20 protein-coding genes are annotated in these 23,764 nt (G+C 71.3%); 4 read left to right on the forward strand and 16 right to left on the reverse strand.

Annotated elements, in window-relative coordinates; translation table 11 throughout:
• Positions 1–29: 29 nt before the first annotated feature.
• The 12 genes from H4W81_RS20720 to mraZ form a co-directional block, all read right to left on the reverse strand.
• On the reverse strand, positions 30–692 hold the full coding sequence (locus H4W81_RS20720) for a cell division protein FtsQ/DivIB (RefSeq protein ID WP_192776324.1): 663 nt from the start codon (positions 690–692) through the stop codon (positions 30–32).
• Positions 689–2,095: a UDP-N-acetylmuramate--L-alanine ligase gene (gene murC, locus H4W81_RS20725; protein WP_192776325.1), complete on the reverse strand. Its 1,407-nt coding sequence runs from the start codon at positions 2,093–2,095 to the stop codon at positions 689–691. The genes H4W81_RS20720 and murC overlap by 4 nt, the downstream gene beginning before the upstream one ends.
• Positions 2,092–3,177 (reverse strand): undecaprenyldiphospho-muramoylpentapeptide beta-N-acetylglucosaminyltransferase, encoded by a 1,086-nt coding sequence (gene murG / locus H4W81_RS20730; RefSeq protein WP_192776326.1) that lies wholly within the window; start codon positions 3,175–3,177, stop codon positions 2,092–2,094. Before murG ends, murC begins: the two co-directional genes overlap by 4 nt.
• Positions 3,178–3,212: 35 nt before the next feature.
• The gene (gene ftsW, locus H4W81_RS20735) at positions 3,213–4,529 is read right to left on the reverse strand and encodes a putative lipid II flippase FtsW (protein ID WP_192776327.1); all 1,317 of its coding nucleotides are present in this window, start codon (positions 4,527–4,529) and stop codon (positions 3,213–3,215) included.
• The gene (gene murD, locus H4W81_RS20740; protein WP_192776328.1) at positions 4,526–5,884 is read right to left on the reverse strand and encodes a UDP-N-acetylmuramoyl-L-alanine--D-glutamate ligase; all 1,359 of its coding nucleotides are present in this window, start codon (positions 5,882–5,884) and stop codon (positions 4,526–4,528) included. The genes ftsW and murD overlap by 4 nt, the downstream gene beginning before the upstream one ends.
• Complete coding sequence (gene mraY / locus H4W81_RS20745) at positions 5,881–6,939, reverse strand: phospho-N-acetylmuramoyl-pentapeptide-transferase (RefSeq protein WP_192776329.1); 1,059 nt, start codon at positions 6,937–6,939, stop codon at positions 5,881–5,883. The genes murD and mraY overlap by 4 nt, the downstream gene beginning before the upstream one ends.
• The gene (locus H4W81_RS20750; RefSeq protein ID WP_192776330.1) at positions 6,936–8,381 is read right to left on the reverse strand and encodes a UDP-N-acetylmuramoyl-tripeptide--D-alanyl-D-alanine ligase; all 1,446 of its coding nucleotides are present in this window, start codon (positions 8,379–8,381) and stop codon (positions 6,936–6,938) included. Before H4W81_RS20750 ends, mraY begins: the two co-directional genes overlap by 4 nt.
• Positions 8,378–9,910, reverse strand: a complete 1,533-nt coding sequence (locus tag H4W81_RS20755; protein WP_192776331.1) for a UDP-N-acetylmuramoyl-L-alanyl-D-glutamate--2,6-diaminopimelate ligase — start codon at positions 9,908–9,910, stop codon at positions 8,378–8,380. The genes H4W81_RS20750 and H4W81_RS20755 overlap by 4 nt, the downstream gene beginning before the upstream one ends.
• Before the next feature lie 40 nt (positions 9,911–9,950).
• Positions 9,951–11,630: a peptidoglycan D,D-transpeptidase FtsI family protein gene (locus H4W81_RS20760; protein ID WP_192780945.1), complete on the reverse strand. Its 1,680-nt coding sequence runs from the start codon at positions 11,628–11,630 to the stop codon at positions 9,951–9,953.
• 569 nt (positions 11,631–12,199) lie between these two features.
• Positions 12,200–12,718 (reverse strand): cell division protein FtsL, encoded by a 519-nt coding sequence (gene ftsL / locus H4W81_RS20765; RefSeq protein WP_192776332.1) that lies wholly within the window; start codon positions 12,716–12,718, stop codon positions 12,200–12,202.
• Positions 12,702–13,679: a 16S rRNA (cytosine(1402)-N(4))-methyltransferase RsmH gene (gene rsmH / locus H4W81_RS20770; RefSeq protein WP_192776333.1), complete on the reverse strand. Its 978-nt coding sequence runs from the start codon at positions 13,677–13,679 to the stop codon at positions 12,702–12,704. Before rsmH ends, ftsL begins: the two co-directional genes overlap by 17 nt.
• A 228-nt stretch (positions 13,680–13,907) precedes the next feature.
• Positions 13,908–14,339, reverse strand: coding sequence for a division/cell wall cluster transcriptional repressor MraZ (gene mraZ / locus H4W81_RS20775; RefSeq protein ID WP_192776334.1), 432 nt, complete (start codon positions 14,337–14,339; stop codon positions 13,908–13,910).
• Between the two features lie 459 nt (positions 14,340–14,798).
• Between mraZ and H4W81_RS20780 the strand changes: the two genes are divergently transcribed.
• Genes H4W81_RS20780 through H4W81_RS20790 form a run of 3 tightly spaced genes read left to right on the forward strand, consistent with a single transcriptional unit; the run spans position 14,799 to position 19,428 of the window.
• Complete coding sequence (locus H4W81_RS20780) at positions 14,799–15,776, forward strand: AAA family ATPase (RefSeq protein WP_192776335.1); 978 nt, start codon at positions 14,799–14,801, stop codon at positions 15,774–15,776.
• Entirely contained in the window at positions 15,776–17,026 is a 1,251-nt protein-coding gene (locus tag H4W81_RS20785) for a DUF58 domain-containing protein (RefSeq protein ID WP_225959948.1), read from the forward strand. The genes H4W81_RS20780 and H4W81_RS20785 overlap by 1 nt, the downstream gene beginning before the upstream one ends.
• The gene (locus tag H4W81_RS20790; RefSeq protein ID WP_192776337.1) at positions 17,023–19,428 is read left to right on the forward strand and encodes a transglutaminase TgpA family protein; all 2,406 of its coding nucleotides are present in this window, start codon (positions 17,023–17,025) and stop codon (positions 19,426–19,428) included. Before H4W81_RS20785 ends, H4W81_RS20790 begins: the two co-directional genes overlap by 4 nt.
• A gap of 55 nt (positions 19,429–19,483) precedes the next feature.
• Here H4W81_RS20790 and H4W81_RS20795 read toward each other — a convergent pair whose 3' ends face one another.
• The 3 genes from H4W81_RS20795 to H4W81_RS20805 all read right to left on the reverse strand — a co-directional run bounded on the left by H4W81_RS20795 (position 19,484) and on the right by H4W81_RS20805 (position 22,177).
• Complete coding sequence (locus H4W81_RS20795) at positions 19,484–19,882, reverse strand: DUF3040 domain-containing protein (protein WP_192776338.1); 399 nt, start codon at positions 19,880–19,882, stop codon at positions 19,484–19,486.
• Positions 19,883–20,087: 205 nt separating this feature from the next.
• Positions 20,088–21,329, reverse strand: a complete 1,242-nt coding sequence (locus H4W81_RS20800; RefSeq protein ID WP_192776339.1) for a DNA polymerase IV — start codon at positions 21,327–21,329, stop codon at positions 20,088–20,090.
• Positions 21,330–21,421: 92 nt separating this feature from the next.
• The gene (locus H4W81_RS20805; RefSeq protein ID WP_192776340.1) at positions 21,422–22,177 is read right to left on the reverse strand and encodes a methyltransferase domain-containing protein; all 756 of its coding nucleotides are present in this window, start codon (positions 22,175–22,177) and stop codon (positions 21,422–21,424) included.
• A gap of 197 nt (positions 22,178–22,374) precedes the next feature.
• Between H4W81_RS20805 and H4W81_RS20810 the strand changes: the two genes are divergently transcribed.
• Positions 22,375–23,286, forward strand: coding sequence for a cation diffusion facilitator family transporter (locus H4W81_RS20810; RefSeq protein WP_318781856.1), 912 nt, complete (start codon positions 22,375–22,377; stop codon positions 23,284–23,286).
• A gap of 12 nt (positions 23,287–23,298) precedes the next feature.
• On the opposite strand, the gene H4W81_RS20815 is transcribed toward H4W81_RS20810, so the two are convergent.
• Positions 23,299–23,637 carry an MmcQ/YjbR family DNA-binding protein gene (locus H4W81_RS20815; RefSeq protein ID WP_192776342.1) on the reverse strand — a complete coding sequence of 113 codons (339 nt, stop codon included), beginning with the start codon at positions 23,635–23,637 and terminating at the stop codon, positions 23,299–23,301.
• Between the last annotated feature and the right edge of the window lie 127 nt (positions 23,638–23,764).

Genomic DNA, 23,764 nt, shown 5'->3' on the forward strand with positions numbered 1-23,764 from the left:
CGCGCGCTGTCCCATTCGCGACCACCCTCTCATTTCATGGAGACGACGTCGGGCGAACTGACGTCGTAAACCTTTGCCGTGCGCGGGAGCAGCGCCTCGAGGACGCGAGCCTTGTCCTCGCCCCTGTCGGCGCCGCCCCACACGACCGTGCGTCCGTTGGTCAGCCGGAAGGAGATGCCCTCGGGCGAGGTGGCGCGCACCTCGTCGATCTTCATGAGCAACTCTTCGGGCAGCCCGCCGATGACCTTGATGGCGGCCACCGTCGCGGGGTCGCCGGGTCCTGGCCGGTCCACCCGCAGCACCGGAAGCTCGGGCGGCGCGCTCGCGCGCACCTCGGTCACCACGCCGCCGCGGTCGATCAGCGCCGCCTTGTCGCCGACGGGGACGACCGCGACCGGCTTGCGCTCGACCACCAGGATCTTGAGTGTGCTCGGCCACGCGCGCTCGACCCTGGCCGAGGCGAGCTGCCTGATCGCCAGCACCCTGCCCTCGACCTCGCCGAGGTCGACGGTGGCCAGCGGGTGCAGCTCGGCCACGCCGGCCTGCTTCTTGATCTGGTCGGCCGGCACTGTGAGATTTCCCACGATCTCCACCGATCTGACGCCCAGGACCGGCGAGAAGAACACCAGCCACACCGTGCTGCCCACCACACCGGCGGTGAGCAGCGCCACGAACGCCTGCCGGGCTTTCACCTCGCGGACAGCTCCGCCACGATCTTCGGCCCGAGCTCGGTCACGTCCCCCGCCCCCATCGTCAGGACGATGTCGCCGGTCTTGGCCAGCGTCGCCACCAGGGCGGGCACCGCCGCCTTGTCGGGCGCGTAGACCACCTGCGCCTCGGGGAGTGGCACGCGGGAGGCGACCATGGCGCCGGAGACGCCGGGCTCGGGGTCCTCCCTCGCGCCGTAGACGTCGAGCACCACGGCCTGGTCGGCCAGCCCGAGCGCGGCGCCGAACTCGTCGGCGAAGAACCTGGTGCGGGAGTAGAGATGCGGCTGGAAGACCGCGATCACCCGGCCGTCGCCCGAGTAGGAGGCGACGACGTCGCGGGCGGCGCGCAGATCGGCGGCCAGCTCGGTCGGGTGGTGGGCGTAGCTGTCGAAGACCGCCACGCCGCCCGCCTCGCCCTTGGCCTCGAAGCGCCGCTTGGCCCCTGTGAAGGCCGACAGGCCCTCCCCGATCTCCTCGAACGGCAGACCCAGCTCGTCGGCCACGGCGATGACCGCGGTGGCGTTGAGCGCGTTGTGGGCGCCGGGGACCGACAGGCGCACCTCGCCCTTGCCGACCACCTCGAACAGCACACCGAAGCCGTCGGGCCGCACGTCGGCGATCCGGTAGTCGGCGCCCTCGGCCTCGCCGTAGGTGACCACGCGAAGGCCGCGTCCGCGCGCGGGCTCGATCAGCGCGGCGGCGCCGGGATCGTCGGCGCACACCACCAGCGTGTGCCCGATGCGCTCGACGAAGCGGGCGAAGCTGTCGTGGACGGCCCGCGGGTCGCCGTAGTTGTCGAGGTGGTCGGCCTCCACGTTGGTGACGACCGCGATGTCGGGCGCGAGCATGAGGAAGGAGCCGTCGCTCTCGTCGGCCTCGGCCACGAACACCCCGCCCGAGCCCTCGTCGGCGCCGAGCCCGGTGGTGACGAGCTGGCCGCCCACGCAGTAGGACGGGTCGGCGCCGCACTTCTGCAGCGCCACCGTCAGCATCGAGGTGGTGGTGGTCTTGCCGTGGGTGCCGGCGATCGCCACACCCGTGCGCCCCGCCATGACCGAGGCCAGCGCGGCGGCCCGCGGGATGATGCGCAGCCCCTGCTTGATCGCCTCGCCCAGCTCGGGGTTGGAGTCGCGGATGGCGGTGGAGACGACCACGGTGTCGATGTTCTTGATGTGCGAGGCGGCGTGGCCGATGTGCACGCTGGCGCCGAGCTCACGCAGCTCGGTCACCATGTCGGAGCCGCGGGCGTCGCTGCCGGAGACCTTCACGCCCCGCTTGAGCAGGATGCGCGCGATGCCGGACATGCCGGCGCCGCCGATGCCGATGAAGTGGACCCTGCCGAGCTCGCCGGCCGCCACGGGGGCGACCAGCCGTACCAGGCTCATGAGCGGCCTCCCGCGATCTCGAGCACCTTGCGGGCGAGGGCGACGTCGGCGTCCCTGCGTCCCATCGCGGCGGCGGCCTCCGACATGGTGGCGACCCGCTCGGGGTCGCGGAGGATGGGCAGCACGTTCTGGATGATCCAATCAGGTGAAAGGTCGGAGTCGTCGATCACGAGCCCGCCGCCGCGCTGCGCGATCGGCGTGGCGTTGAGCCCCTGCTCGCCGTTGCCGTGCGGCAGCGGCACGTACGCGGCGGGCAGGCCGACGGCGGTCAGCTCGGCGCACGTCATCGCCCCGCTGCGGCACAGGGCGAAGTCGGCGGCGGCGTAGGCGAGGTCCATGCGGTCGACGTAGGGCAGCACGACGTACTGCGGGTCGCCCGGAGGCGGCTCCTCTGCCAGGGTGTTCTTCGGGCCGAGCACGTGGAGGACCTGCACGCCCGCCCTGCGCAGCGCGGGCCCGGCGGCCAGCGCGGCCTGGTTGAGCGAGCGGGCCCCCTGCGACCCGCCGAAGACCAGCAGCGTCGGCAGGTCGGTGCGCAGGCCGAACCACGAGCGGGCCTTGTCGCCCATCGACAGCCTGTCGAGCTGGACGATGTCCCTGCGCAGCGGGATGCCGATGTACTCGGCCTTGGACATGGAGCTCTGCGGGTGCCCGGTGAAGACGTGGTCGGTCAGGCGCGCGCCGAGCCTGTTGGCCAGCCCCGGCCGGGCGTTGGCCTCGTGGACGACGATCGGCAGCCCTCGCCGCCTGGCCGCCAGGTAGGCGGGGGTGGCGACGTAACCGCCGAAGCCGACCAGGATGTCGGCGCGCGTCCTGTCCATGATGGCCGCTGCGGCGTTGATGGCGCCCGCCAGCCGTCCGGGAACGGTCAGCAGCTGCGGCGTGAGCGCCCTCGGGAGCGGTACGGCGGGCACGAGCTGCAGCTCGTACCCCCTGGCGGGCACCAGCCTGGTCTCCAGGCCGCGCTCGGTGCCGAGGCAGGTCACGCCGATGCCGGGCTCCAGCCTGCGCAGCGCGTCACCCAGGGCCAGAGCCGGTTCGATGTGACCGGCCGTCCCGCCACCGGCGAGGACCACCCTCATATCGGTTACTCCCTACTAATGAGAAACGTGCCGCCCTAACGTTCCGCATCTGGCCCGACTCGTCCAGTAGGCACGTTCCTTGTTAGTCGTCTCGGTCGGCCCCGTTGCGCTCCCCCCAGGCCCAGCCAGCTTAGAGCCCGCGCGGCCGGTCCGGGGCCACGCGCCGCCAGAGCCTCCCTGGCGCCGGGTTCTCGTTTGGCGAATGACAACAACATGCCAAGCGCGGCGAGCGTCGGCAACAGCGCCGAACCTCCGTAGGAGACCAGGGGCAGCGGGATGCCCGTGATGGGCAGCACGCCGATGACCGCGCCGATGTTGACGATGGCCTGTCCGGCCACCCAGGCGACGATCGCGGAGGCGGCCAGCCTGATGAAGGCGTCGCTGACGCGCATCGCCACGCGCAGGCCCGCGTAGCCGAGCAGGCCGAACAGCGCGATCACCGACAGCGTGCCCATCAGCCCGAGCTCCTCGCCGAGGATGGAGAAGATGAAGTCGCTCTCGGCATGTGGGATCCAGCTCCACTTCTGGCGGCTGCTGCCGAGGCCCAGCCCGAACCAGCCGCCCGAGCCCATCGCGATCTGCCCCTGCACGGCCTGGTAGCCGGCGCCCTGGGCGTGGCCCCACGGGTCGAGCCAGCCGGTGATGCGGTCGGACCGGTAGCCCTCCGTGGTGATCATGAAGATCACCGCCACCGTCATCATCGCGATGATGCCGCCGAACAGCTTGAGCGGCGCGCCCACCACCCACAGCAGCGACAGGAAGATCAGCATCAGCACGAGCGTGGTGCCGAGGTCGCGGCCGAGCATGACCATGACGGCCAGGATCGCGGTGCCGGGCAGCAGCGGGATCAGCAGGTTGCGCCACTCGATCCGGCCGCCGCGCGCCTTGCGGGCCAGCAGGTCGGCCCCCCACAGCGCCAGGCCCAGCTTGGCGGGCTCGGACGGCTGCAGGTAGATGGGGCCGAGGTCGATCCAGCGCTGGGCGCCGAGCTGCGACTCGCCGGCGAAGATCACGATGCCGAGGCCGATGATCGACAGAGCCATGAGCGGGTAGCCCGCCCACCTGAAGAAGCGGTGCGGCAGCCGCGAGCAGACCCACATCACCGGCACGCCGAGCGCGGCCGACATCGACTGCTTGACGAACCAGTAGAACGGGTCGCCGGTCTTCTGCAGGGCCTCGATGCTGGAGGCCGAGAGCACCATCATGAGCCCGAGCGCCAGCAACAGCGCGCTGCACCCGATGATCAGGTAGTAGGTGGTCAGCGGCCGGTCGAGCAACTCCTTGAGCGCGGCGGCCTGCTCCTTGGCCCAGCCGGTGGGGCCCTCGACCGGGCTCTCGGCCGCGGTGCTCACGCCTTCTCCCTCAGTTTCCTCACGGCGAGCGCGAAGGCCTCCCCCCGAGCCGGGTAGTTCGCGAACATGTCGAGGGAGGCGGCGGCGGGAGCCAGCAGCACGGTGTCCCCGGGGGCGGCGAGCCTGGCGGCTTCGGTGACGACACGGTCCATCACCCCAGTGTCTCGATCGGCCAGGTCGACCACAGGGACATTCGGCGCGTGTCGCGCGAGTGCCTCGGCGATCCTCGCCCTGTCGACCCCGATGAGCACCACGCCGCGCAGCCTCGGCGCGGCCTGGCGGACGAGGTCGTCGACGTCGAGGCCCTTCAGCTGCCCTCCCGCGATCCAGACGATCGAGGGGTAGGCGGCCAGCGAGGCCGCGGCCGCGTGGGTGTTGGTGGCCTTGGAGTCGTCGATGTAGTCGACCTCGCCCACCCTGCCGACGTGGGTCATGCGGTGCGGATCGGGCACGAAGTCTCGCAGGCCCTGCCGTACCGCCTCGGGAGGGACGCCGAAGGCGCGGGCCAGCGCGGCGGCGGCCAGGGCGTTGGCGACGTTGTGCGGGGCGAAGGGGTGCACGTCGTCGAGCGTGGCCAGCTCCTCCGCCTGCCGTACGGGGTCGGCCACGTAGGCGCGGTCCACCAGCAGGTCCTCCACGACGCCGACCTGGCCGGGCCGCGGCACCTGGAGGGTGAAGCCCACGCCCCCTGCGTACGGCTCGGCCAGCGCGGCGGCGATCGGGTCGTCGGCGTTGTAGACCACCGTGCCGGCCCGCTCGAAGACGCGAGCCTTCGCCCTGGCGTACTCCTCGAGGGATCCGTGCCAGTCGAGGTGGTCGGGCGCGATGTTGAGGATGGCGGCGGCGTGCGGCGCCAGGCTGCTCGACCAGTGGAGCTGGAAGCTGGACAGCTCGACGGCCAGCACGTCGTAGGGGCCGCTCACGGCTTCGACCACGGGCACGCCGACGTTGCCCACCGCCAGCGCCTTGTGCCCCGCGGCCAGCAGCATCGAGGTCAGCATCCGTACCACGGTGGTCTTGCCGTTGGTGCCGGTCAGCGCCAGCCACGGCGCGGCCCGCTCGGGCCGCAGCCGCCAGGCCAGCTCGACCTCGCCGACCACCTCGACGTCCGCCGCGAGGGCGGCGGCGATCAGCGGATGGTGCGGCGCCCAGCCCGTGGTGACCAGCGCGGAGGCTCCCGAGGGCAGCTCCATGGTCCCGAAGCGCACCTCGACGCCGAGCTCGGCCAGCTCCGCCGCCACGACGCGCTGGCGCTCCCCCTCGACGCCTTCGAGGACGACGACGCGCTCGCCCCGCTCGGCCAGCACCCTGGCGGCGGCGGTTCCCGAGACGCCGAGTCCGGCTACGACGATCATGGCTTGGGCATCCACTCCACGTAGAACAGACCGAGGCCCACGGCCGCGCAGAGCCCCGCGATCAGCCAGAACCTGATCACGATCGTGGTCTCCGCCCAGCCTTTCAGCTCGAAGTGGTGCTGCAGCGGAGCCATGCGGAACACCCGTTTGCCGGTCATCTTGAAGAAGCCGACCTGGATGATCACTGACAGCGTGATGATGACGCAAAGACCGGCCAGGATGACCAGCAGCCACTGCGTGCGGGTAGTGATGGCCAGTCCGGCCAGCACACCGCCCAGCGCCAGCGAGCCGGTGTCGCCCATGAAGATGCGGGCGGGCGGGGCGTTCCACCACAGGAAGCCGATGAGCCCGCCGAGCACGGCGGCGGCGACCACCGCGAGGTCGAGAGGGTCGCGCACCCAGTAGCAGTTGGGGCCGAGGTTGTCGATGCAGTTGTTGCGCAGCTGCCAGTTGCCGATCAGCACGTAGGCGCCCAGGACGGTGGCGGTCGCGCCCGAGGCCAGGCCGTCGAGGCCGTCGGTCAGGTTCACCGCGTTGGAGAAGCCCACGATCATGATGAGGACCCATGCGGTGAACAGGATGATGCCGATCGAGGGGCCGAAGTCGCGCAGGAAGGACATCTTGGTCTGCGCCGGTGTGATGCCGTAGACGTTGGGGAAACGCACGACCAGGACCGCGAAGACCGCGCCCACGACGAGCTGGCCGAGCGCCTTGGCACCGCTGCGCAGGCCGAGGCTGCGCTGCTTGTAGATCTTGATGAAGTCGTCGAGGAAGCCCACCGCCCCCAGGCCGGCCATCAGGAACAGCACCAGCATTCCCGAGATGGTCGGCGGTTCGAGGGTGGCCAGGTGGGAGGCGGCGTAGGCCAGCAGCGCCGCCAGCACGAAGACGGTGCCGCCCATCGTGGGCGTGCCCTTCTTGCTGAGGTGCGCCGAAGGGCCGTCGTCGCGGACCTCCTGCCCGTAGCCCCGCCGGGAGAAGAGCCTGATCGCCAGGGGGGTGCCGAGCATCGAGAGGATCAGGCCCACCGCACCGGCGATGATGATGTTGGTCACTTGGTGGCCCTCCCAAGGACCAACTCGGCCGTGCGCTGCAGATTCATCGCGCGCGGGCCCTTCACCAGCAGCACGTCACCGGGCCTCAGCCAGGCGGCCACCTGCGCCGCCGCGGCCTCGGCGTCGGCCACGTGCACGATCGGCGGCGCCTCCTTGTAGTACGGCGCGCCGCCGGCGCCCACGCCCTCCACGACCGCCTGCTCGGCCGCTTCGACGGCGGCGAAGGCCCCGCGCAGCACCGGCTCGGCGTCGGGGCCCGCGACCACGAGCCCGCTCAGCCCGGAGGCGCCCGCCAGGCGGCCGACGCCCTCGTTGAGATGCTCGCTCTCGTCGCCGAGCTCGCGCACCGCGGCGATGACGGCGAAGCGGCGGCGGTCCTTGCCGAGCACGCCGAGCGTGCGGAAGGCGGACCGCATCGAGTCGGGGTTGGCGTTGTAGGCGTCGTTGATGACGGTGACCCCGTCGGGGCGCTCGGTGACCTCCATGCGCCACCTGCTGCGCGGCTCGGCCTCTGACAGCTCGTCGGCGATGGTCGCCACGGGCAGACCGAGCTCGTAGGCGGCGGCCGCGGCGGCGAGCGCGTTCTCCACGGCGTGCTCGCCGTACAGCCTGAGCGCGACGTGCGCGGCGCCCGAAGGGGTGCGCAGCGTGAAGGAGGCGCGCCCCCGCTCGTCGACGACGATGTCCTCGGCCCGGACGGCGGCGTCCTCGCTCCTGCCGAAGTAGGTGACCCGCGCCTTGGAGCGGGAGGCCATCTGGCGCACCAGCGGGTCGTCGGCGTTGAGCACCGCCACCCCGTCGGACGGCAGCGCCTCGACCAGCTCGCCCTTGGCCTGCGCGATGGCCTCCTTGCCGCCGAACACGCCGATGTGCGCGGTGCCGACGTTGAGCACCACGCCGATGCGCGGCGGCGCGACGCGCGCCAGGTGCGCGATGTCGCCCGCGTAGCGCGCGCTCAGCTCGAGCACCAGGAACCTGGTCTCGTGGTCGGCCTTCATCACGGTGAGCGGATGGCCGATCTCGTTGTTGAGCGAGCCGACCGGCGCGATGCTGGGACCCATCCGCGCGGTCAGCCTGGCCAGCAGGTCCTTGGTGGTCGTCTTGCCGGCCGAACCCGTGATGCCGACCACGGTGGCGTTCGGGAGCGCGGCCGCCACGGCCGTGCCGAGCGCGGCCAGCGCGGCGAAGATGTCGGTCACGATCACCGCGGGCGCCGCGACCGGCCTGGTGGCCAGCACCGCCACGGCGCCCGCCTCGATCGCCTGGGCGGCGTAGTCGTGACCGTCGACGCGAGCGCCCTTGATCGCCACGAACAGGGATCCCGGCTCGACCTCCCGCGAGTCGATCACGACGGGACCGCGCACCACGGCGCGGGGGTCGGCCATGCCCGACAGGGCGCCGGAAGTGATGTCGGCGATCCTGGCCAGCGGCAACGGGATCATAGGTTCTTCCTGCTTTCCTTGCGTGCGTCGATCGCCCCGGCGACGACGGCCCTGTCGTCGAAGGGGATCACCTCACCTGAGATGTACTGGCCCTGCTCATGGCCCTTGCCCGCCACGACGACCACGTCGCCGCGCTGGGCGGTGCCGATCGCCAGGCCGATCGCCGCGGCCCTGTCGGGCTCGACGATCACGTGGGCGCGCGTGCCGGGCGGCACCCGCAGCGCTCCGTCCATCATCGCGGCCAGGATCGCCAGCGGGTCTTCCGAACGCGGGTTGTCGCTGGTGAAAATCGCCACATCGGCCAGCCTCGCGGCAGCCTCGCCCATGAGCGGGCGCTTGCCCTTGTCGCGGTCGCCGCCGCAGCCGAGCACGATGGTCAGCCGGCCCGCGGTGATGGCGCGCAGCGACTCGAGCACGGACTCGACGGCGCCCGGTTTGTGAGAATAGTCGACCACGGCCTGGAACTCGGCGTCGGCGGCGGTGATGCGCTGCATCCGGCCGGGCACGCCGGTCATCGAACCCACCCCGTGGACGGCGGCGCGCAGCGGCACCCCCGCCTCGACCAGCGTGACGATCGCGCCGAGCGCGTTGGCGACGTTGAACGGTCCGGGCAGGGAGATCGCCACGTCGTCCTCGACGCCGCCGGGGCCGACCACCCTGAAGGCGCTCCCGTCGGCGCCGAGCCTGACGTCGAGCGCGCGCCAGTCGGCCTCGGGATCGCCCGCGGCGGAGAACGTGGTCATCGGGATCGCGGCGAGTTTCAGCAGCTCACGGCCGTGGCGGTCGTCGAGGTTGGTCACGCCCGTCCTGCTGAACTCGGGCTGGAACAGCTTCACCTTGGTGGCGAAGTAGTCGTCGAGGTCCTTGTGGAAGTCGAGGTGGTCCTGGGAGAGGTTGGTGAACAGGGCCACGTCGAAGAAGACGCCGTCGACCCTGCCGAGCGCCAGCGCGTGGCTGGAGACCTCCATGGCCGCGGCGGTGACGCCGCGCTCGCGCATGAGGGCGAACAGGCCGTGCAGGTCGGTGGCCTCGGGCGTGGTCAGCTTGGGTTCGATGACCAGGTCGGCCGCGTGGACCTCGACGCCGCCGACGAGGCCCGTGGTGTGGCCCGCGGCGCGCAGCCCGGCCTCCAGCAGGAACGTGATGGTCGACTTGCCGCTGGTGCCCGTGACGCCGAGGACGGAGATGTCGTGGGCGGGCTGGCCGTACACCCAGGAGGAGATCTGGCCGAGCACGCGGCGGGGGTCGCCGAGGACGAGGACGGGCAGGCCCGTGGCGGCCGCGGCGTCGCGGCCGGCCGGGTCGGTCAGGATCGCCACCGCGCCGCTCGCCATCGCCTGCGCGGAGAAGTCGGCGCCGTGGGCGCTGTTGCCGGGCAGCGCCACGTAGAGGTCGCCGGGGACGACCTGGCGCGAGTCGATCGTGACGCCGGTGACGGCGGCCAGCGGTGAACGTGAGCTGCCTGACGGGGCGTCAAGCATGGCCGCCAGCCCGCTCAGTGGCCGGGGCGGGCTGGTCTTGGGGCGCATAGACGACGGGGGACGCACGGCGAGAGCGTACCCTCCCTGTTCATTGTCCGGCGCCGATCCGCGCGGGTGACGCGGACGGGCCTGTGGGCGGAATCTTCCTGCTCTTGATGGCGAACGTCATCACGTCCTTGAACACAGGGGCCGCGATGTGCCCGCCGTAGATGTCCTTGGCCGGCTTCTGCACCACCGCGAGCACCACGAGCTCGGGCTTGTCCGCGGGGGCGAAACCAACGAAAGAGGCGGTGTAGCCGTTGTAGCGGCCCAATTGCTGATCGTATCGGTTCGCGGTGCCTGTCTTGCCCGCCACCCGGTATCCGGGGATGGCGGCAAGGGTACCGGTGCCCTCCGCGCTGACCGCGCCCTCGAGCATGGACGCGATCTCGCCTGCCGTGGCCTGGCTGACCACCCTGGTCTGCTTACCCGGGCGGGAGGGGACGAACCTGCCGTTCGGGCCGGTCGTGCCCGCCACGATCTGCGGCTGGATCCTGACCCCGCCGTTGGCGATGGTCTGGTAGACGCTCGCGGTCTGCAGCGCGGTCACCGACACGCCCTGCCCGTAGGCCACCGTGCAGCGCTGGGTGCCCGACCAGCTCGTGTGGTTCGGCAGCAGGCCCGCCTCCTCGCCCGGCAGGCCGAGGCCGGGCCGCGAGCCGAAGCCGAAGTTCCTCAGCATCGTGTACAGCCCCTGGTCACCTACCCGGCGCGCGGCGTGGATGGTGCCGACGTTGCTGGAGGTCTCGACGATCTCCTTGAACGTCATGACTTTCGTCGGGTGCGGATGGGAGTCCTTCAGCGTCTGGTCGGCGCACCTGATGTGGTCGGCCACCCTGAAGGTCGTCTGGGGCGTGACGGCTCTCGCCTCGATCGCGGCGGCCGCGGTGATGACCTTGTTGGTGCTGCCCGGCTCGAAGACCTCCGACACCGCGCGGTTGACGTAGGAGGTGTCGCCCGCCTTCTGCCAGTTGTTCAGGTCGAGCTCGGGGGCGTTGGCCATGGCGATGATCTGGGCGGTCTTGACGTCCATCACGATCACCGTGCCGCTGAGGGCGCCGCTGGCGGCGACCTGCGCGGTGATGGCCTTCTGGGCGGCCCACTGGACGTCGCGGTCGATGGTCAGCCGCACGTCGCTGCCCTCGACCGGGGCCTGGCGCTGGCTGCGGGTCATCGGGATGCGCTGGCCGTCGCGGCCCTGCTCCACGCTCTGCTTGCCGTCGCGGCCCGCCAGCACGGAGTTGCGCATCTGCTCGACGCCCTCGAGGCCGGTGCCGTCGTTGCCGACGAAGCCGATCAGCGTGCCGGCCAGGTCGCCCGCGGGATAGGTCCTGCGGTAGGTCTTCTTGGTGGTGACCGCGGGCAGCTCCTGCTCCAGCAGCCGGTCGGCGACGACGGGGTCGACGTCGCGGGCGATCAGCTCGTACCGCGAGGTGACCCTGGCCAGCTTCGCGGTGACCTCGGCGGGAAGCTTGTTCAGCTCCTTGGCCAGCACGGCGGCCACGTGGGCGCGCCGGGCGGCGGGCACCTTGCTCGGGTCGATCGCGACCTCGCGCGCCTCGATCGTGACGGCCAGCTCGTGCCCGTTGACGTCGGTGATCGAGCCGCGCTTGGCCTGGATGGTCTCGCTGATCACCCGCTGGTCGGCCGCCTTGGCCTGGTAGATCTTGGAGTCGAGGCCCTGCAGCTGGATGAGCCGCCCGGCGAAGATCGACAGGATGAAGGTCATGCCGATCAGGCCGATGTTGATCCGCCTGCGCGGGTTGCCCAGGCGCAGTACCAGCGGGGGGCGGGGCGGCGGCGGCGGCCTGCGCCCCTGCCGGCGGGAGTCGGCCCTGGGCGGGCCCTGGGGCGGACCCTGCGGGGGCCGCGGCCCGCGCCGCTGTGCGCCGGCCCGCGGCTGGGGCACGGTGTCCTCGGCACGGGCGCGCCTGCTCTCCTGCGCCGCGGCCCCGGTGAGACCCCTCGGCAGGTCGAAGGGATCGTCCCCGCGGGCCTGACGGCCCTTGCGGCGCTCGGTGTCGTCCTGGCGGGGACGGCCGGCGTCGTCAGGACGGTCGCGGCGGCCGGCGTCGTCCGGCCGGCTCCGGCGGTCGGCGTCGTCGGGTCTGGGGCGACGGTCGGTGTCGTCGGGTCTGTTGCGGCGGGGTGGATCGTCGGGCGAGGGACGGCCCGCCCCGCCCTGCCGTCCCGACCGTCCGGGACCTCCGGGCGTACGACGAACGGCGCCGGGCCCTCCCTGAGAGCCGGCGCCGGAACCGCCACGACCGGGACCCTGCCCCCGGCCGCCTGTCTCCCTCACCTGTTCGCGCCTACCTCGATCGAGTTGGCCGTCGGGTCCCACGCCTGGCCCTGCTTCTCCGCCTTGTCGGCCAGGGCGCCCGGCTGCTCCTCGCGGATGATCTGCTGCTCGAGGCTGCTGCTCTCGCGCTGCAGCTGGGCGATCTCGTCGCGCAGCGTGCTCTGGGTGAAGGAGTCGCGGTTGAGCACGGTGTTGAGCAGGAGCAGGCTGATCAGGCCACCGCAGAGCAGCCCGACGACGAGCAGCACGAAGGGCGCGCGCTGCTTGCGCGGCATCGGCCGCCGCACGCGCGCGGCCCCGGCCGCTCCCTCCGCCGGGCGCGGGCGCGTCGTCGCGGGACGGGCCGAGGTGCCGGGCCGGGTCACGGTCCTGGTCGCGGCCTTGCTCGCGGTCTGCGCCGCCTCCGCGGCGGGCGCGTTCGGCCTACGCGCGCCGGTCTTCGCCGGAGCGGTCCTGGGCACGCCGGCCCGAGCGGGCGCACCCCGCCTGATCTCCTGCTCAGTACTCGTCAACACGGATCCTCTCTGCCGCCCGTAGCCGGGCCGAGGCCGCCCGCGGATTGCGGGCGAGCTCTTCGTCAGTCGGGAGCTCGGCTCCCCTCGTCAGGAGGCGGAACCGCGGCTGGTGAGCCGGCAGCGGGACGGGCAGCCCCGGCGGGCTGGTGTCCCTGGTTCGCGCCGCGAGAACCTGCTTGGTCAGCCGATCCTCAAGGGAGTGGTAGGAGAGCACGACGACTCGCCCACCCAGCGCCAGCGCGTCGAGGGAGGCCGGGAGCGCTGTCTCGAAAGCAGTCAGCTCCGCGTTCACCTCGATGCGCAACGCCTGAAAAGTCCGTTTGGCGGGGTTACCCCCGGTACGTCGGGTCGCGGCCGGAATCGCTGCGCGGACGATGTCGGCGAGCCGCTTAGTCGACGTTATGGCCTCCTTGGCCCTTTCCTTAGCAATAAGGGTTGCGACACGCGCTGCGAACCGCTCCTCCCCGTAATCACGGAGGATCCGGGTCAACTCCGCTACCGAGTAGGTGTTGACCACTTCCTCCGCCGTGAGCGACTGCTCGGTGTCCATGCGCATGTCGAGCCTGGCGTCGTAGGAGTAGGCGAAGCCACGCTCGCCCTCGTCGAGCTGCGGAGAGGAGACGCCGAGGTCGAACAGGACGCCGTTGACCACGGGCCGGCCCACCCGCGCCAGCACCTCCGCCAGGTCGTCGGACGAGGCGTGGACCAGCGTGGTCCGCTCGGCGTAGGGAGCGAGCCTGCGCGTGGAGAAGTCGATCGCGAACGGGTCACGGTCGATGCCGATCAGGTGGAGCGAGGGATGCGCGGCGAGGAGCGCCTCCGAGTGACCGCCGAGGCCGAGGTTGGCGTCGACGACCACCGGTGAGGGCCCGGCCAGCGCCGGGGCGAGAAGCTCCAGTACTCGCTCGAGCATCACGGGAACGTGACCACCTGTGCCCGCAGCGTTGCCTTCTTCGTGCATTACTGAAACCCCCCTCCTGCAGAATGCGTCTGTACTCGCGGATGACGCGACGGTCCGCTGCCGGTGTCCCACTCCTGGGTCCCCACCCGTAGCCGCCCGGCCAGGTCCCCATCCGCACCCGCTTCGTGGACGCCTGCCATCTGACACCGGGGAAGGTGCATCAGCTGGCGGGCGAGTGGTTGCGGGTGGAGACCTCGCCGAACGACATCACCGACGGATCGGCCGTGATCAGAGAATCCCTGGCAGCACCTCCTCCGAGAGATCGGCGAAAGCCTGCTCCTGGTCCGCCAGATAGGTGTCCCAGGCCTGTTGGTCCCAGATCTCCAGACGGGTGTTGGCTCCGATGACCACGCAGTCACGCTCCAGCCCCGCGTACTGCCTGAGGGCCTGCGGAATCGTGATGCGCCCCTGCTTGTCGGGAGTCTCGTCGGACGCGCTGGCGAAGAAGACACGGCTGTAGTCCCGGACCGCCTTGGCGGTGACCGGGGCGGTGCTGAGAGCCTCGGTAATGCGCTGGAACTCCCCCACGGGAAAGACGTAGAGGCATCGCTCCTGGCCTTTGGTGATCACAAGACCCTCCGCCAGCTCCTCACGGTACTTAGCCGGCAGGAACAGCCGTCCCTTGTCGTCAAGACGCGGTTGATGGGTGCCGAGGAACACCGGCCCCACCTCCCGTGCCTCATGAAGCGCTCAGCACTGGTGCACCGGCCCTCCACTGCGCACCACCATACTCCACTTCTCCCCACCGTCAACTGATTCGAACCATCTCCGGCGGCCGTTTGGCGCGCGTTTACGCAGGTCAACGCGATGGAGCGGGGTGGGGCGCGGGAGGGGTCGCCAAGGCGGCGCGGGCGTGTCGAACGCCGAAATGATCGGTGAATACGGCGCCGCCGCGGACCCGGTGGAGGAAAGTGGAGGACCGTGTCACGGGATTCGCACCACTATGCGACAAGAACCGGACGGATCGCCTGAACACTGTGGCTGTTCGCCGAATATCCACAAAAGTCGCTCAAGAACCGTCCTCGTCGTAGGGTCGTACACACAATGAAAAGGAATGGCAAGGCTCCCGCATTAGCACCCCGAGCGGACCGGCCGTTGCACTTCTCTCATGGAGGCCTGGTGGCAGTAACCCATGACGTCTCTCCCCAGCTCGACGAGCTGGTGTCCACGGCGCACCGGATTCGGCAGGCGATCGAGTCGGTGATCGAGGGCAAGAGCGACGCCGTCCGGCTGACCCTGACCGTGTTGCTGTCCGAAGGCCACCTTCTCATCGAAGATGTCCCGGGCGTCGGCAAGACGATGCTGGCCAAGGCGTTGGCGCGCTCCATCGACTGCCCGGTCAGGCGCGTGCAGTTCACCCCCGACCTGCTGCCGAGCGACATCACCGGAGTGAGCGCCTACAACCAGCAGACCCGCGAGTTCGAGTTCAAGCCAGGTCCCGTCTTCGCCAACATCGTGGTCGGCGACGAGATCAACAGGGCCTCCCCGAAGACCCAGTCGGCGCTGCTGGAGTGTATGGAAGAGCACCAGGTGACCGTGGACGGCGTCACCTACGAGCTGGACGCCCCCTTCATGGTGATCGCGACGCAGAACCCCATCGAAATGGAGGGCACCTATCCCCTTCCCGAGGCCCAGCGCGACCGGTTCACCGCCAGGGTGGCGATGGGCTATCCCGAGCCCGCCGCCGAGCTCGAGATGCTCGACGTGCACGGCGGCACCTCCCCGCTGGACAAGCTGGAGCCCGTCGCCACGACCGCCGAGGTGCGCGCGCTGATCGAGGCCGTGCGCGGCGTCTACGTCTCGCAGCCGGTGAAGAAGTACGCCATCGACCTCGTGACGGCCACCCGGCACTCCCCCGACCTGCGTCTGGGCGCCTCGCCGAGATCCACGCTCCAGCTGGTGCGCGCCGCCAGGGCGCACGCCGCGCTGTCGGGGCGCGACTACGTCATCCCCGACGACATGCAGGAGCTTGCCATCCCGGTGCTGGCCCACCGGCTGCTGCCCAGCATCGAGGCCCAGGGCCAGCGCCGCATGCCCGAGCAGGTGGTCACCGAGCTCGTCCGGCGGGTGCCCGTCCCGGAGACCCGGGCGTCGTGATGGTCGGCCTCCGCGCGCTCACCTCCAGGGGCAGGTCGTTCCTGGCCTCCGGGGTGGCCGCGCTGCTGATGGCACTGCTGCTCGGCGAGCACGACCTGCTGAGGATCGGCGTGCTGATCATGTCGCTGCCGCTGCTCGCCGCTCTGGTCGTGGCCAGGACCCGCTACCGGCTGAGCTGCGCCAGGCGCCTCGACCCTCCCAGGAGGGAGGTGGGCGGCGAGGCGACCGTCACGTTGCGGCTGGAGAACGTCACCCGCCTGCCGACCGGGCTGCTGCTGATCGAGGACACCGTTCCCTACGCCCTCGGCGCCAGGCCCAGGTTCGTCCTGGACAGGGTGGAGTCGAAGGGCGTCAGGGAGATCGACTACCGCGTCCGCTCCGACCTGCGGGGGCGCTACACCATCGGCCCGCTGTCGGTGCGGATCACCGACCCGTTCGGCCTGGTCGAGCTGACGCGCGCGTTCACGATCAGTGACACGCTCGTCGTCACGCCCCAGGTGGTGGCGTTGCCGCACGTGCGCCTGTCCGGCGAGTGGACCGGCGGGGGCGACAGCCGTACCAGGAGTGTGGCGGCGGCGGGTGACGACGACGTCGCGCCGCGCGAGTACCGGCAGGGCGACGACCTGCGGCGGGTGCACTGGCGCTCCACCGCCCGCCACGGCGAGCTGATGGTGCGGCGCGAGGAGCAGCAGTGGCAGAGCAGGGGGGCGCTGCTGCTCGACACCCGCAGGCACGCCCATCGCGGGGAGGGCCCCCGCTCCTCCTTCGAGGTGGCGGTCTCGGCCGCCGCCTCGATCGGCCTGCACCTGGCCCGCGAGGGGCTCGGCGTGCGCCTGGTCACCGACCAGGGGCCTGAGCACCTGAGCGAGACCGGGGTCAGCTGGTCGCTGCTCGACACGCTCGCCGTGGTGCGCAACAGCCCCGCGAGGTCGCTGGAGCTGGGCATCAACGCGCTGCGCCAGGGCGGCGGCGACGGCCTGATCGTCGCGGTGCTCGGCGCCATCGAGCCCGAGGAGGCCAGGGAGCTGGCCAAGGTCAGGCACGGCGGCGCGACCGGCGTGGCCGTCCTGCTCGACGTGGAGGGCTGGGAGGCCAGGGAGTACGGCTCGGCCGTCCGCAGGCAGGCGGTCGAGGCGGTGCTGGCCGGGTCGGGCTGGCGGATCGTCACCCTGCCCGCGGGCGCCTCCCTCGCCACGGTCTGGCCGAGCGCGGGCGTGAAGACCCGCTTCGCCGTGGGAGGTGCGGCATGAGGCTGCCCATCTGGTCCGGCGTCGCCACCCTGGCGGTGTCGCTCACGCTCTACCCGCTGTTCGACGGCGGCGCGTGGCTGTGGGGGTCCCTCGGCGCGGTCCTCGCCGTCACCGTCGCGGGCGTGGTGAGCAGCAGGCTGACCCTGCCGGGCTGGACGGCGCCGCTGCTCGGCCTGGTCGCGCTCGGCCTCTACCTCACGGCCGTCTACACCGGTGAGAAGGCGTGGGGGCTGCTGGTCCCGACCAAGGAGTCGGCGGGCGCGCTGCTCGACCTGCTCTTCACCGGCTTCGCCGACATCCAGCGCTTCGCGGCCCCGGTGCCCGACGACCCGCCGATCGCGATGCTCACCACCGCGGGCGTCGGGCTCATCGCGGTCGTCGTCGACCTGTTCGTCACCCGCCTGCGGCGGGCGGCGCTGGCCGGCCTGCCGCTGCTGGCGCTGTTCACGGTGCCCGCCGCGGTGCTGACCGACCCCATCGGCTGGCCCGCCTTCATCCTCGGCGCGCTCGGCTTCACCAGCCTGCTGATCGCCGACGGCCGCGAGCGGGTGGGGCACTGGGGCAGGGCCGTCCTGGTACGGCGCAGCCGCGCCACCGAGAGCGGCACCCACGAGTCGCCCGACACGCGCGGGCTGCGCCTGTCGGGCAAGCGCATCGGGTTCACCGCGATCGCGCTGGCGGTGGTGCTGCCCGCGTTGCTGCCGACGCTGGAGCCCGACCCGCTGTTCGGGTTCGGGGTGGGCGGCAGCGGCAAGGGCAAGGGCGGCACCATCAGCGTCCCCGACCCGGTCGCCGACCTCAAGGGACGGCTGCAGCTACCGGAGAACAAAACCGTTCTCTCCTACACCAGCAGTGACGACACCCCTCGCTATCTCCGGATCTACGCGCTGGACGTCTTCGACGGCGAGCGCTGGACGATGAACACGACCAAGGGACGGCCGGAGAACCGGGTCGACCAGGGGCCGCTCCCGCCGCCGCCGGGCCTCGCGCCCTCGACGAAGACGTCGAGGGTGGAGACCGACATCCAGATCAGCGACGACGTCGACCCGTTGGAGTTCCTGCCGCTGCCGTACCCGCCGCAGCTGGTGAGGGCGGAGGGAGACTGGCGCGCCGACGTCGACTCGCTGATGGTCTTCTCCTCCGGCGACCTGGCCAGCGGCCTGCAGTACCAGGTGGTCAGCACCGAGCCCCAGCCGACCGCCGACCAGCTGGACGCCTCGTCCGAGCGTCCCTCCGTCGATCCTCGTTACGTGCAGCTGCCCGACCTGCCCGCGCAGATCAGGCAGCTGGCCACGAAGGTGGTCGAGGACAGCACGACGAAGTACGAGGCGGCGGTGAAGCTTCAGCAGTTCTTCACCAGGACGGGCGGCTTCACCTACAGCCTGGAGACCCAGGGGCACAACACCGAGGCGCTGTCCGACTTCCTCATCCAGAGCAGGGCGGGCTACTGCGAGCAGTTCGCCTCGGCGATGGCGGTGCTGGCCAGGTCGATCGGGATCCCCGCGAGGGTGGCCATCGGCTACACGGGCGGAACCAAGATCGACAGTCGTTGGGAGGTGCGCACGCACGACTCCCACGCGTGGCCCGAGCTCTACTTCGAGGGCGTGGGCTGGCTGGCGTTCGAGCCGACCCCCGCGGGCAGCGCGGGACAGGGCACCGCCCGCGTCCCCGACTACTCACTGCCGAGGCCCGCCGAGAGCACGCCGAGCACCGACGACCCGAGCACGAGCCCCGCCGAGAGCTCCGACACCCCTTCGGGCGCGCCCAACAGCCGCGACCGGCTGAGGGAGCTGGACCCCGAGGGCGTCTACAGCGGGCCGATCACCCCGGTGGAGACCACGCCGCTCTGGGTCAAGATCGGCTTCGGGGTGGTCGCGCTGCTGCTCCTGCTGCTCGTCCCCGCGATGATCAGGCTGGTGATCAGGAACCGGCGGGTGCGGGCGCTGAGCTGGAAGATCTCCGGACCCTCCGACGAGGTGACGGCCAGGGCGGAGAAGGTGGACCGCTCCGTCGCCGCGGCCTGGGCCGAGCTCGACGACGTGCTGTGCGACTACGGGATGGCGCGGGTGCCGAGCGAGACCCCGAGGTCGCTGGCCCGCAGGCTCACCGAACAGCACGAGTTCGGCGCCGAGGCGGCCGCGGCGATCGCCGCGATCGCCTCCGCCGTGGAGCGGCTGCTGTTCGCGCGTGACCCCGGCACGATTCAGCCGCTGAAGAGGGAACTTCGGATCGTACGGCGGGCGCTGGCGGCGACGGCCTCACGCGGCAGGAGGATCAGGGCGACGCTGCTGCCCCCCTCCACCCTGCTGCGGATGCGCGGGATGGGGGAGAGAGTGCTGGACGGCTTCGACCGCCTGGAGAACATCAGGCTCTGGAGCAGGGCAGCACGAAGGAACGCCTGACCCGCGTACCGTGCGGCCGCTCCTCGGACGGAGCGGCCGCACGATCAGGTCTGGATCAGCGCTCGTCGTGACGACGACGCCAGCGTTCTTCCATGCGTTCCATGAAACTTCCGCGGTTGCCCCGGCGCTGGCCCTTGCCCGGCGTGGGCACGCCGGACCCGGACGCACCGGAGTCACCGAATCCGTTCATGCGCTTCCAGCTGGACAGACCCCACAGACACGCGGCGAGCATGACCACGAAACCGCCGACGCCGAGCGGGATCTGGGTGATCACGACGCCCACCATCATCACGACGATGCCCAGCGCAAAGCCGATGGAGGCCTTGACCAGACGTCGCTTGTAATGGCTGCGCGGATCACTGATCCGGACGGTATTGGCCCACTTCGGGTCCTCGGCGTAGAGGGCCTGCTCGATCTGGTCGAGCAAGCGCTGCTCGTGCTCAGAGAGCGGCACGGCGCCTCCCAAGGACGGCCCCATTTCGGGGAAGACGGCAACGGACGACACGGGGTGTCCGAACCTCGCGGTCGGTTATCCCCAGAATACGAGGCTGTAGACGTAGGCGAAAGAAAACGTCCAACGTAGACCAAACCGGAGGTGACGTCATAGCTCTAGACATGCCTATTCTCCCCCACCCTCCGAGAAGTCGCGACATCGGGCGTCATGCCTCCATTTCATCAAGTCGTCCCCGGACCAGTGAAGCCGGGACCACCGCGTCGGGGCCGAAACGCCTGATCGCTTTGTCCATCGCACGCTCGGCCTCCCTCCAGCCGGTCTCCTTCTCACCCAGGCTGAGCTGGTGAGATGCCGACTCGGCCGGTTTGAGGTTCTCCATGCGGACGCCGACCAAGCGTAGTCTGACCCGCTCGAGACCGGCCGCCGCGAAGAGCTCGCAGGCCGTCGCGTAGATCTCCTGCGCGACGTCGGTCGGCTCGCGCAGCGTCCGCGACCGGGTGATCGTGGAAAAGTCGGCGCGACGCAGCTTCACACTTACTGTTCTTCCCACGTGGCCGCCCGCACGCACTCTCGCGGCCACGCGTTCGGACAACCGCAGGAGTTCGCGCCTGATCACTTCGGGATCGTCGACGTCGGCGGCGAACGTCTCCTCCGCCCCGATGCTCTTGTCGGGCACGTGCGCGGTCACGGGACGCTCGTCGCGCCCCCACGCCAGCGCCGCCAGATGGGTGCCGGCCGCGTGGCCGAGCTCGCGCTGCAGCGTGGTCAGCGGAACCCTGGCCAGGTCGCCCACGCTCCTGATGCCCAGGCGCACCAGCGCCTGCTCGGTGCGCTCACCCACCCCCCACAGGGCACTGACGGGCAGCGGGTGGAGGAAGTCGACCACGCGGTCGGCGGGCACGACGAGCAGCCCGTCGGGCTTGCACTGCTTGGAGGCGAGCTTGGCGACGAACTTGCTGCTCGCCACGCCGACCGAGCAGGTGATGCCGAACCTCTCCAGCACCTCGGCGCGGATTCCGGCCGCGATGTCGGCGGGCGAGCCCAGCCTGCGCCTGGCGCCCGCCACGTCGAGGAACGCCTCGTCGGAGGCGATCGGCTCCACCAGCGGGGTGATCGAGTGGAAGATCTCCATCACGCCCCTGGAGACCTCGGAGTACTTGCCGTGGCTGGGCGGGATGATCACGGCCTGGGGGCACATCCTGCGGGCCCTGCTCATCGGCATGGCCGAGTGCACGCCGTACTGCCTGGCCTCGTAGGTGGCGCTGAGGACCACGCCGCGGCCCGCCGGCGAGCCGACGATCACCGGCCGGCCCCTCAGCTCGGGCCGGTCGAGCAGCTCGACGCTGGCGAAGAAGGCGTCCATGTCGACGTGGAGGATCGGGCACGCGCTGTCGTCGGCCCCGATCCTGGCGACGGGGCCGACTCCGGTGATCTGCTTGCGCGACACGACGTGATTCTACCCGAACATCCGTTCGACAGACCCCGGTGCGGAGTCCGTTCCGCTCCGGGCCGGAGCGCGGCGGGCGGCTGGGGCGGCCGTCACTTGTGGCCCAGGACGTGCAGCTGGGTGGCGATGTCGCGCAGCACGGGGTGCGTGGCGGCGGCCTGCTCCAGAGCGACCAGCGCCTCGGCCGCGCCCGGCTCGCCGTCGACCAGGCGACTGGGCACCAGGTCGGCGAAGACCCTGACGCCGTGCACCTCGCCCACCTGGAAACCGGTCGCCGAGAGCAGCTCAGCGAGCGTCTGGGCGGCGAACCTGCGCGGGGTGGGGTCACGGTCGCCCCAGCGCCCCTGCGGGTCCTCCAGGGCGGCTCTGGCCTCGTCGAAGTGCCCCGCGAGCGCCCGGTGGATGGCGCTGGCGACGGGGTTGGCCGCGAGCACGCTCACCGCGCCTCCCCGCCGGAGCAGCCCGGCGACGGCGGTCAGCGCGGAGACGGGATCCTCGACGTACTCCAGCACGCTGTGGCACAGCACCAGGTCGGCGCTGTCGCGGGGCAGCAGCTCGCCGAGGTCGGCGGCGTCGCCCTGCATGGCGCGCACGCCCACGCCCCGCTCGGCCGCCCTGCGCTCCAGCGCGAACAGCGAGTCGGGGCTCGGGTCGACGACGGTGACCGTGTGGCCGAGCTCGGCCATCGGGACGGCGAAGCCGCCGGTGCCGCCTCCCGCGTCGACGATGTCGAGCCGCTCACGGCCCGTCTCCCGCGCCCTCGCGGCCAGCACCGCCCGCAGCGCGTCCCAGACGACGGCGGTGCGCACCGCCGGGGTCGCCTGCTTGGTGATGCTCTCAGCACGCAACGTCGGCTCGCCTCCTCGATTCCTCCGCGCTGGTGGCCCCGAACGCGATGTCTCCCAGGATCCCCCGTACGCGGTTTGCCGGCCGCGCCAGGACGTCCCCGTGTCGCCACCCGTTCCCGCGAGGGACACCGGCGCGACACGGGCCAGCCTACGCCGTCAGGAGCCGGCTGGGCATACTAGATCACGGGGAGGTCACGGTGGGCGGTGGACACGGGCACGGCCAGGCGAGCGCGACAGCGCGCCACCGCGGCAGGATGCTGGTCGTCGTCGCGATCACCTCGCTCGTCTTCGTCGTGCAGGTGGTCGGCGGCATCGCGGCCAACAGCCTCGCGCTGATCTCCGACGCGCTGCACGTGGCCACCGACATCACCGGCGTCCTCATGGCGCTGATCGCCTCGCACTTCGCCGCGAGACCGGCCTCCGAGCGGCGCACGTTCGGCTACTACCGCCTGGAGATCCTGGCCGCGATGGTGAACGCGGTCGTACTGTTCGGCATCGCGATCTGGGTCTTCAGCGAGGCGTGGCAGCGCTTCTTCGCGCCTCCCGAGGTCTCCTCGGGGCTGGTGCTGGTCATCGCGCTGTTCGGCCTGGCGGTCAACGGCGTCTCCCTCGCTCTGCTGCACGGCGGGCAGAAGGAGTCACTGAACGTGCGGGGCGCCTACCTGGAGGTCCTGGGCGACCTGCTGGGCTCGGTGGCGGTCGTGGCGGCCGCGGTGGCCATCCAGCTGACCGGCCGGTACGTCATCGACCCGATCGCCTCGGTCGTGGTGGCCGTGATGATCCTGCCGAGGGCGTGGCGGCTGCTGCGCGAGGCCGTCGACGTGCTGCTGGAGGCCACGCCGAAGGGGATGGACCTGAGCGAGGTCCGCAGGCACATGCTGGACAGGAAGGGCGTGCTCGACGTGCACGACCTGCACGCGTGGACGCTGACCAGCGGGCTGCCGGTGCTGTCGGCGCACGTCGTGGTGGAGGACTCACGGCTCAGGGACGCCGGACGCCTGCTCGACGAGCTGCACGAGACCCTGCTCGGACGGTTCGACGTCGAGCACTCCACGATCCAGATCGAGCCCGTCGGCCACTCCGACCACGAGGGCGCCAGGCACGCCTGACGCCCGCCACGCCTAGACGTCGAAGGCGGCCAGGACGCGTTTGGGCGCGCGCAGCCGCCACGCGTCGGCGAGCAGTTCGGCCAGCTCGTCCGCGTCGACGGCGGCGAAGCGCACCAGCACCACGGCGTGGCCGTCGTAGTGCGGCAGGGTGAAGAACGTCCCGGGCGCGGCGGCGACCAGTTCGCGCTTGTGCTCCTCCGAGGACACGGGCAGCACGAGGACGTCGCCTTCCTCCCTGATCCTCGCGAACCACTTGGTCTTGACGTAGAAGGCGGGCGTGCCGTACATGGCCCGCTCCGCGGTCTCGGGCAACCCCAACGCGATCCGCCGCACGTCGTCCGCACTCACCATCCCCCCATCATGACCACCCGCCCCCGCCCGAACCACCCCAGCGGGCGTGGTTCCACCTTCGGAGAGCGATGGCTTCCGTCCGGGAACCGAGAAGGCAGGTAAGGGCAGGCCGTCTCCTGGGCGCGAG

It is taken from the genome of Nonomuraea africana, from assembly GCF_014873535.1.
GTDB lineage: Bacteria > Actinomycetota > Actinomycetes > Streptosporangiales > Streptosporangiaceae > Nonomuraea > Nonomuraea africana.

Excerpts from the sequence above, each read along its gene's own strand:
- murC (WP_192776325.1), bottom strand. The coding sequence starts at position 2,095 with ATGAGCCTGGTACGGCTGGTCGCCCCCGTGGCGGCCGGCGAGCTCGGC.
- murG (WP_192776326.1), bottom strand. The coding sequence starts at position 3,177 with ATGAGGGTGGTCCTCGCCGGTGGCGGGACGGCCGGTCACATCGAACCG.
- murD (WP_192776328.1), bottom strand. The coding sequence starts at position 5,884 with ATGATCGTCGTAGCCGGACTCGGCGTCTCGGGAACCGCCGCCGCCAGG.
- H4W81_RS20750 (WP_192776330.1), bottom strand. The coding sequence starts at position 8,381 with ATGATCCCGTTGCCGCTGGCCAGGATCGCCGACATCACTTCCGGCGCC.
- H4W81_RS20755 (WP_192776331.1), bottom strand. The coding sequence starts at position 9,910 with ATGCGCCCCAAGACCAGCCCGCCCCGGCCACTGAGCGGGCTGGCGGCC.
- H4W81_RS20760 (WP_192780945.1), bottom strand. The coding sequence starts at position 11,630 with ATGACCTTCATCCTGTCGATCTTCGCCGGGCGGCTCATCCAGCTGCAG.
- rsmH (WP_192776333.1), bottom strand. The coding sequence starts at position 13,679 with ATGCACGAAGAAGGCAACGCTGCGGGCACAGGTGGTCACGTTCCCGTG.
- H4W81_RS20785 (WP_225959948.1), top strand. The coding sequence starts at position 15,776 with ATGGTCGGCCTCCGCGCGCTCACCTCCAGGGGCAGGTCGTTCCTGGCC.
- H4W81_RS20790 (WP_192776337.1), top strand. The coding sequence starts at position 17,023 with ATGAGGCTGCCCATCTGGTCCGGCGTCGCCACCCTGGCGGTGTCGCTC.
- H4W81_RS20815 (WP_192776342.1), bottom strand. The coding sequence starts at position 23,637 with ATGGTGAGTGCGGACGACGTGCGGCGGATCGCGTTGGGGTTGCCCGAG.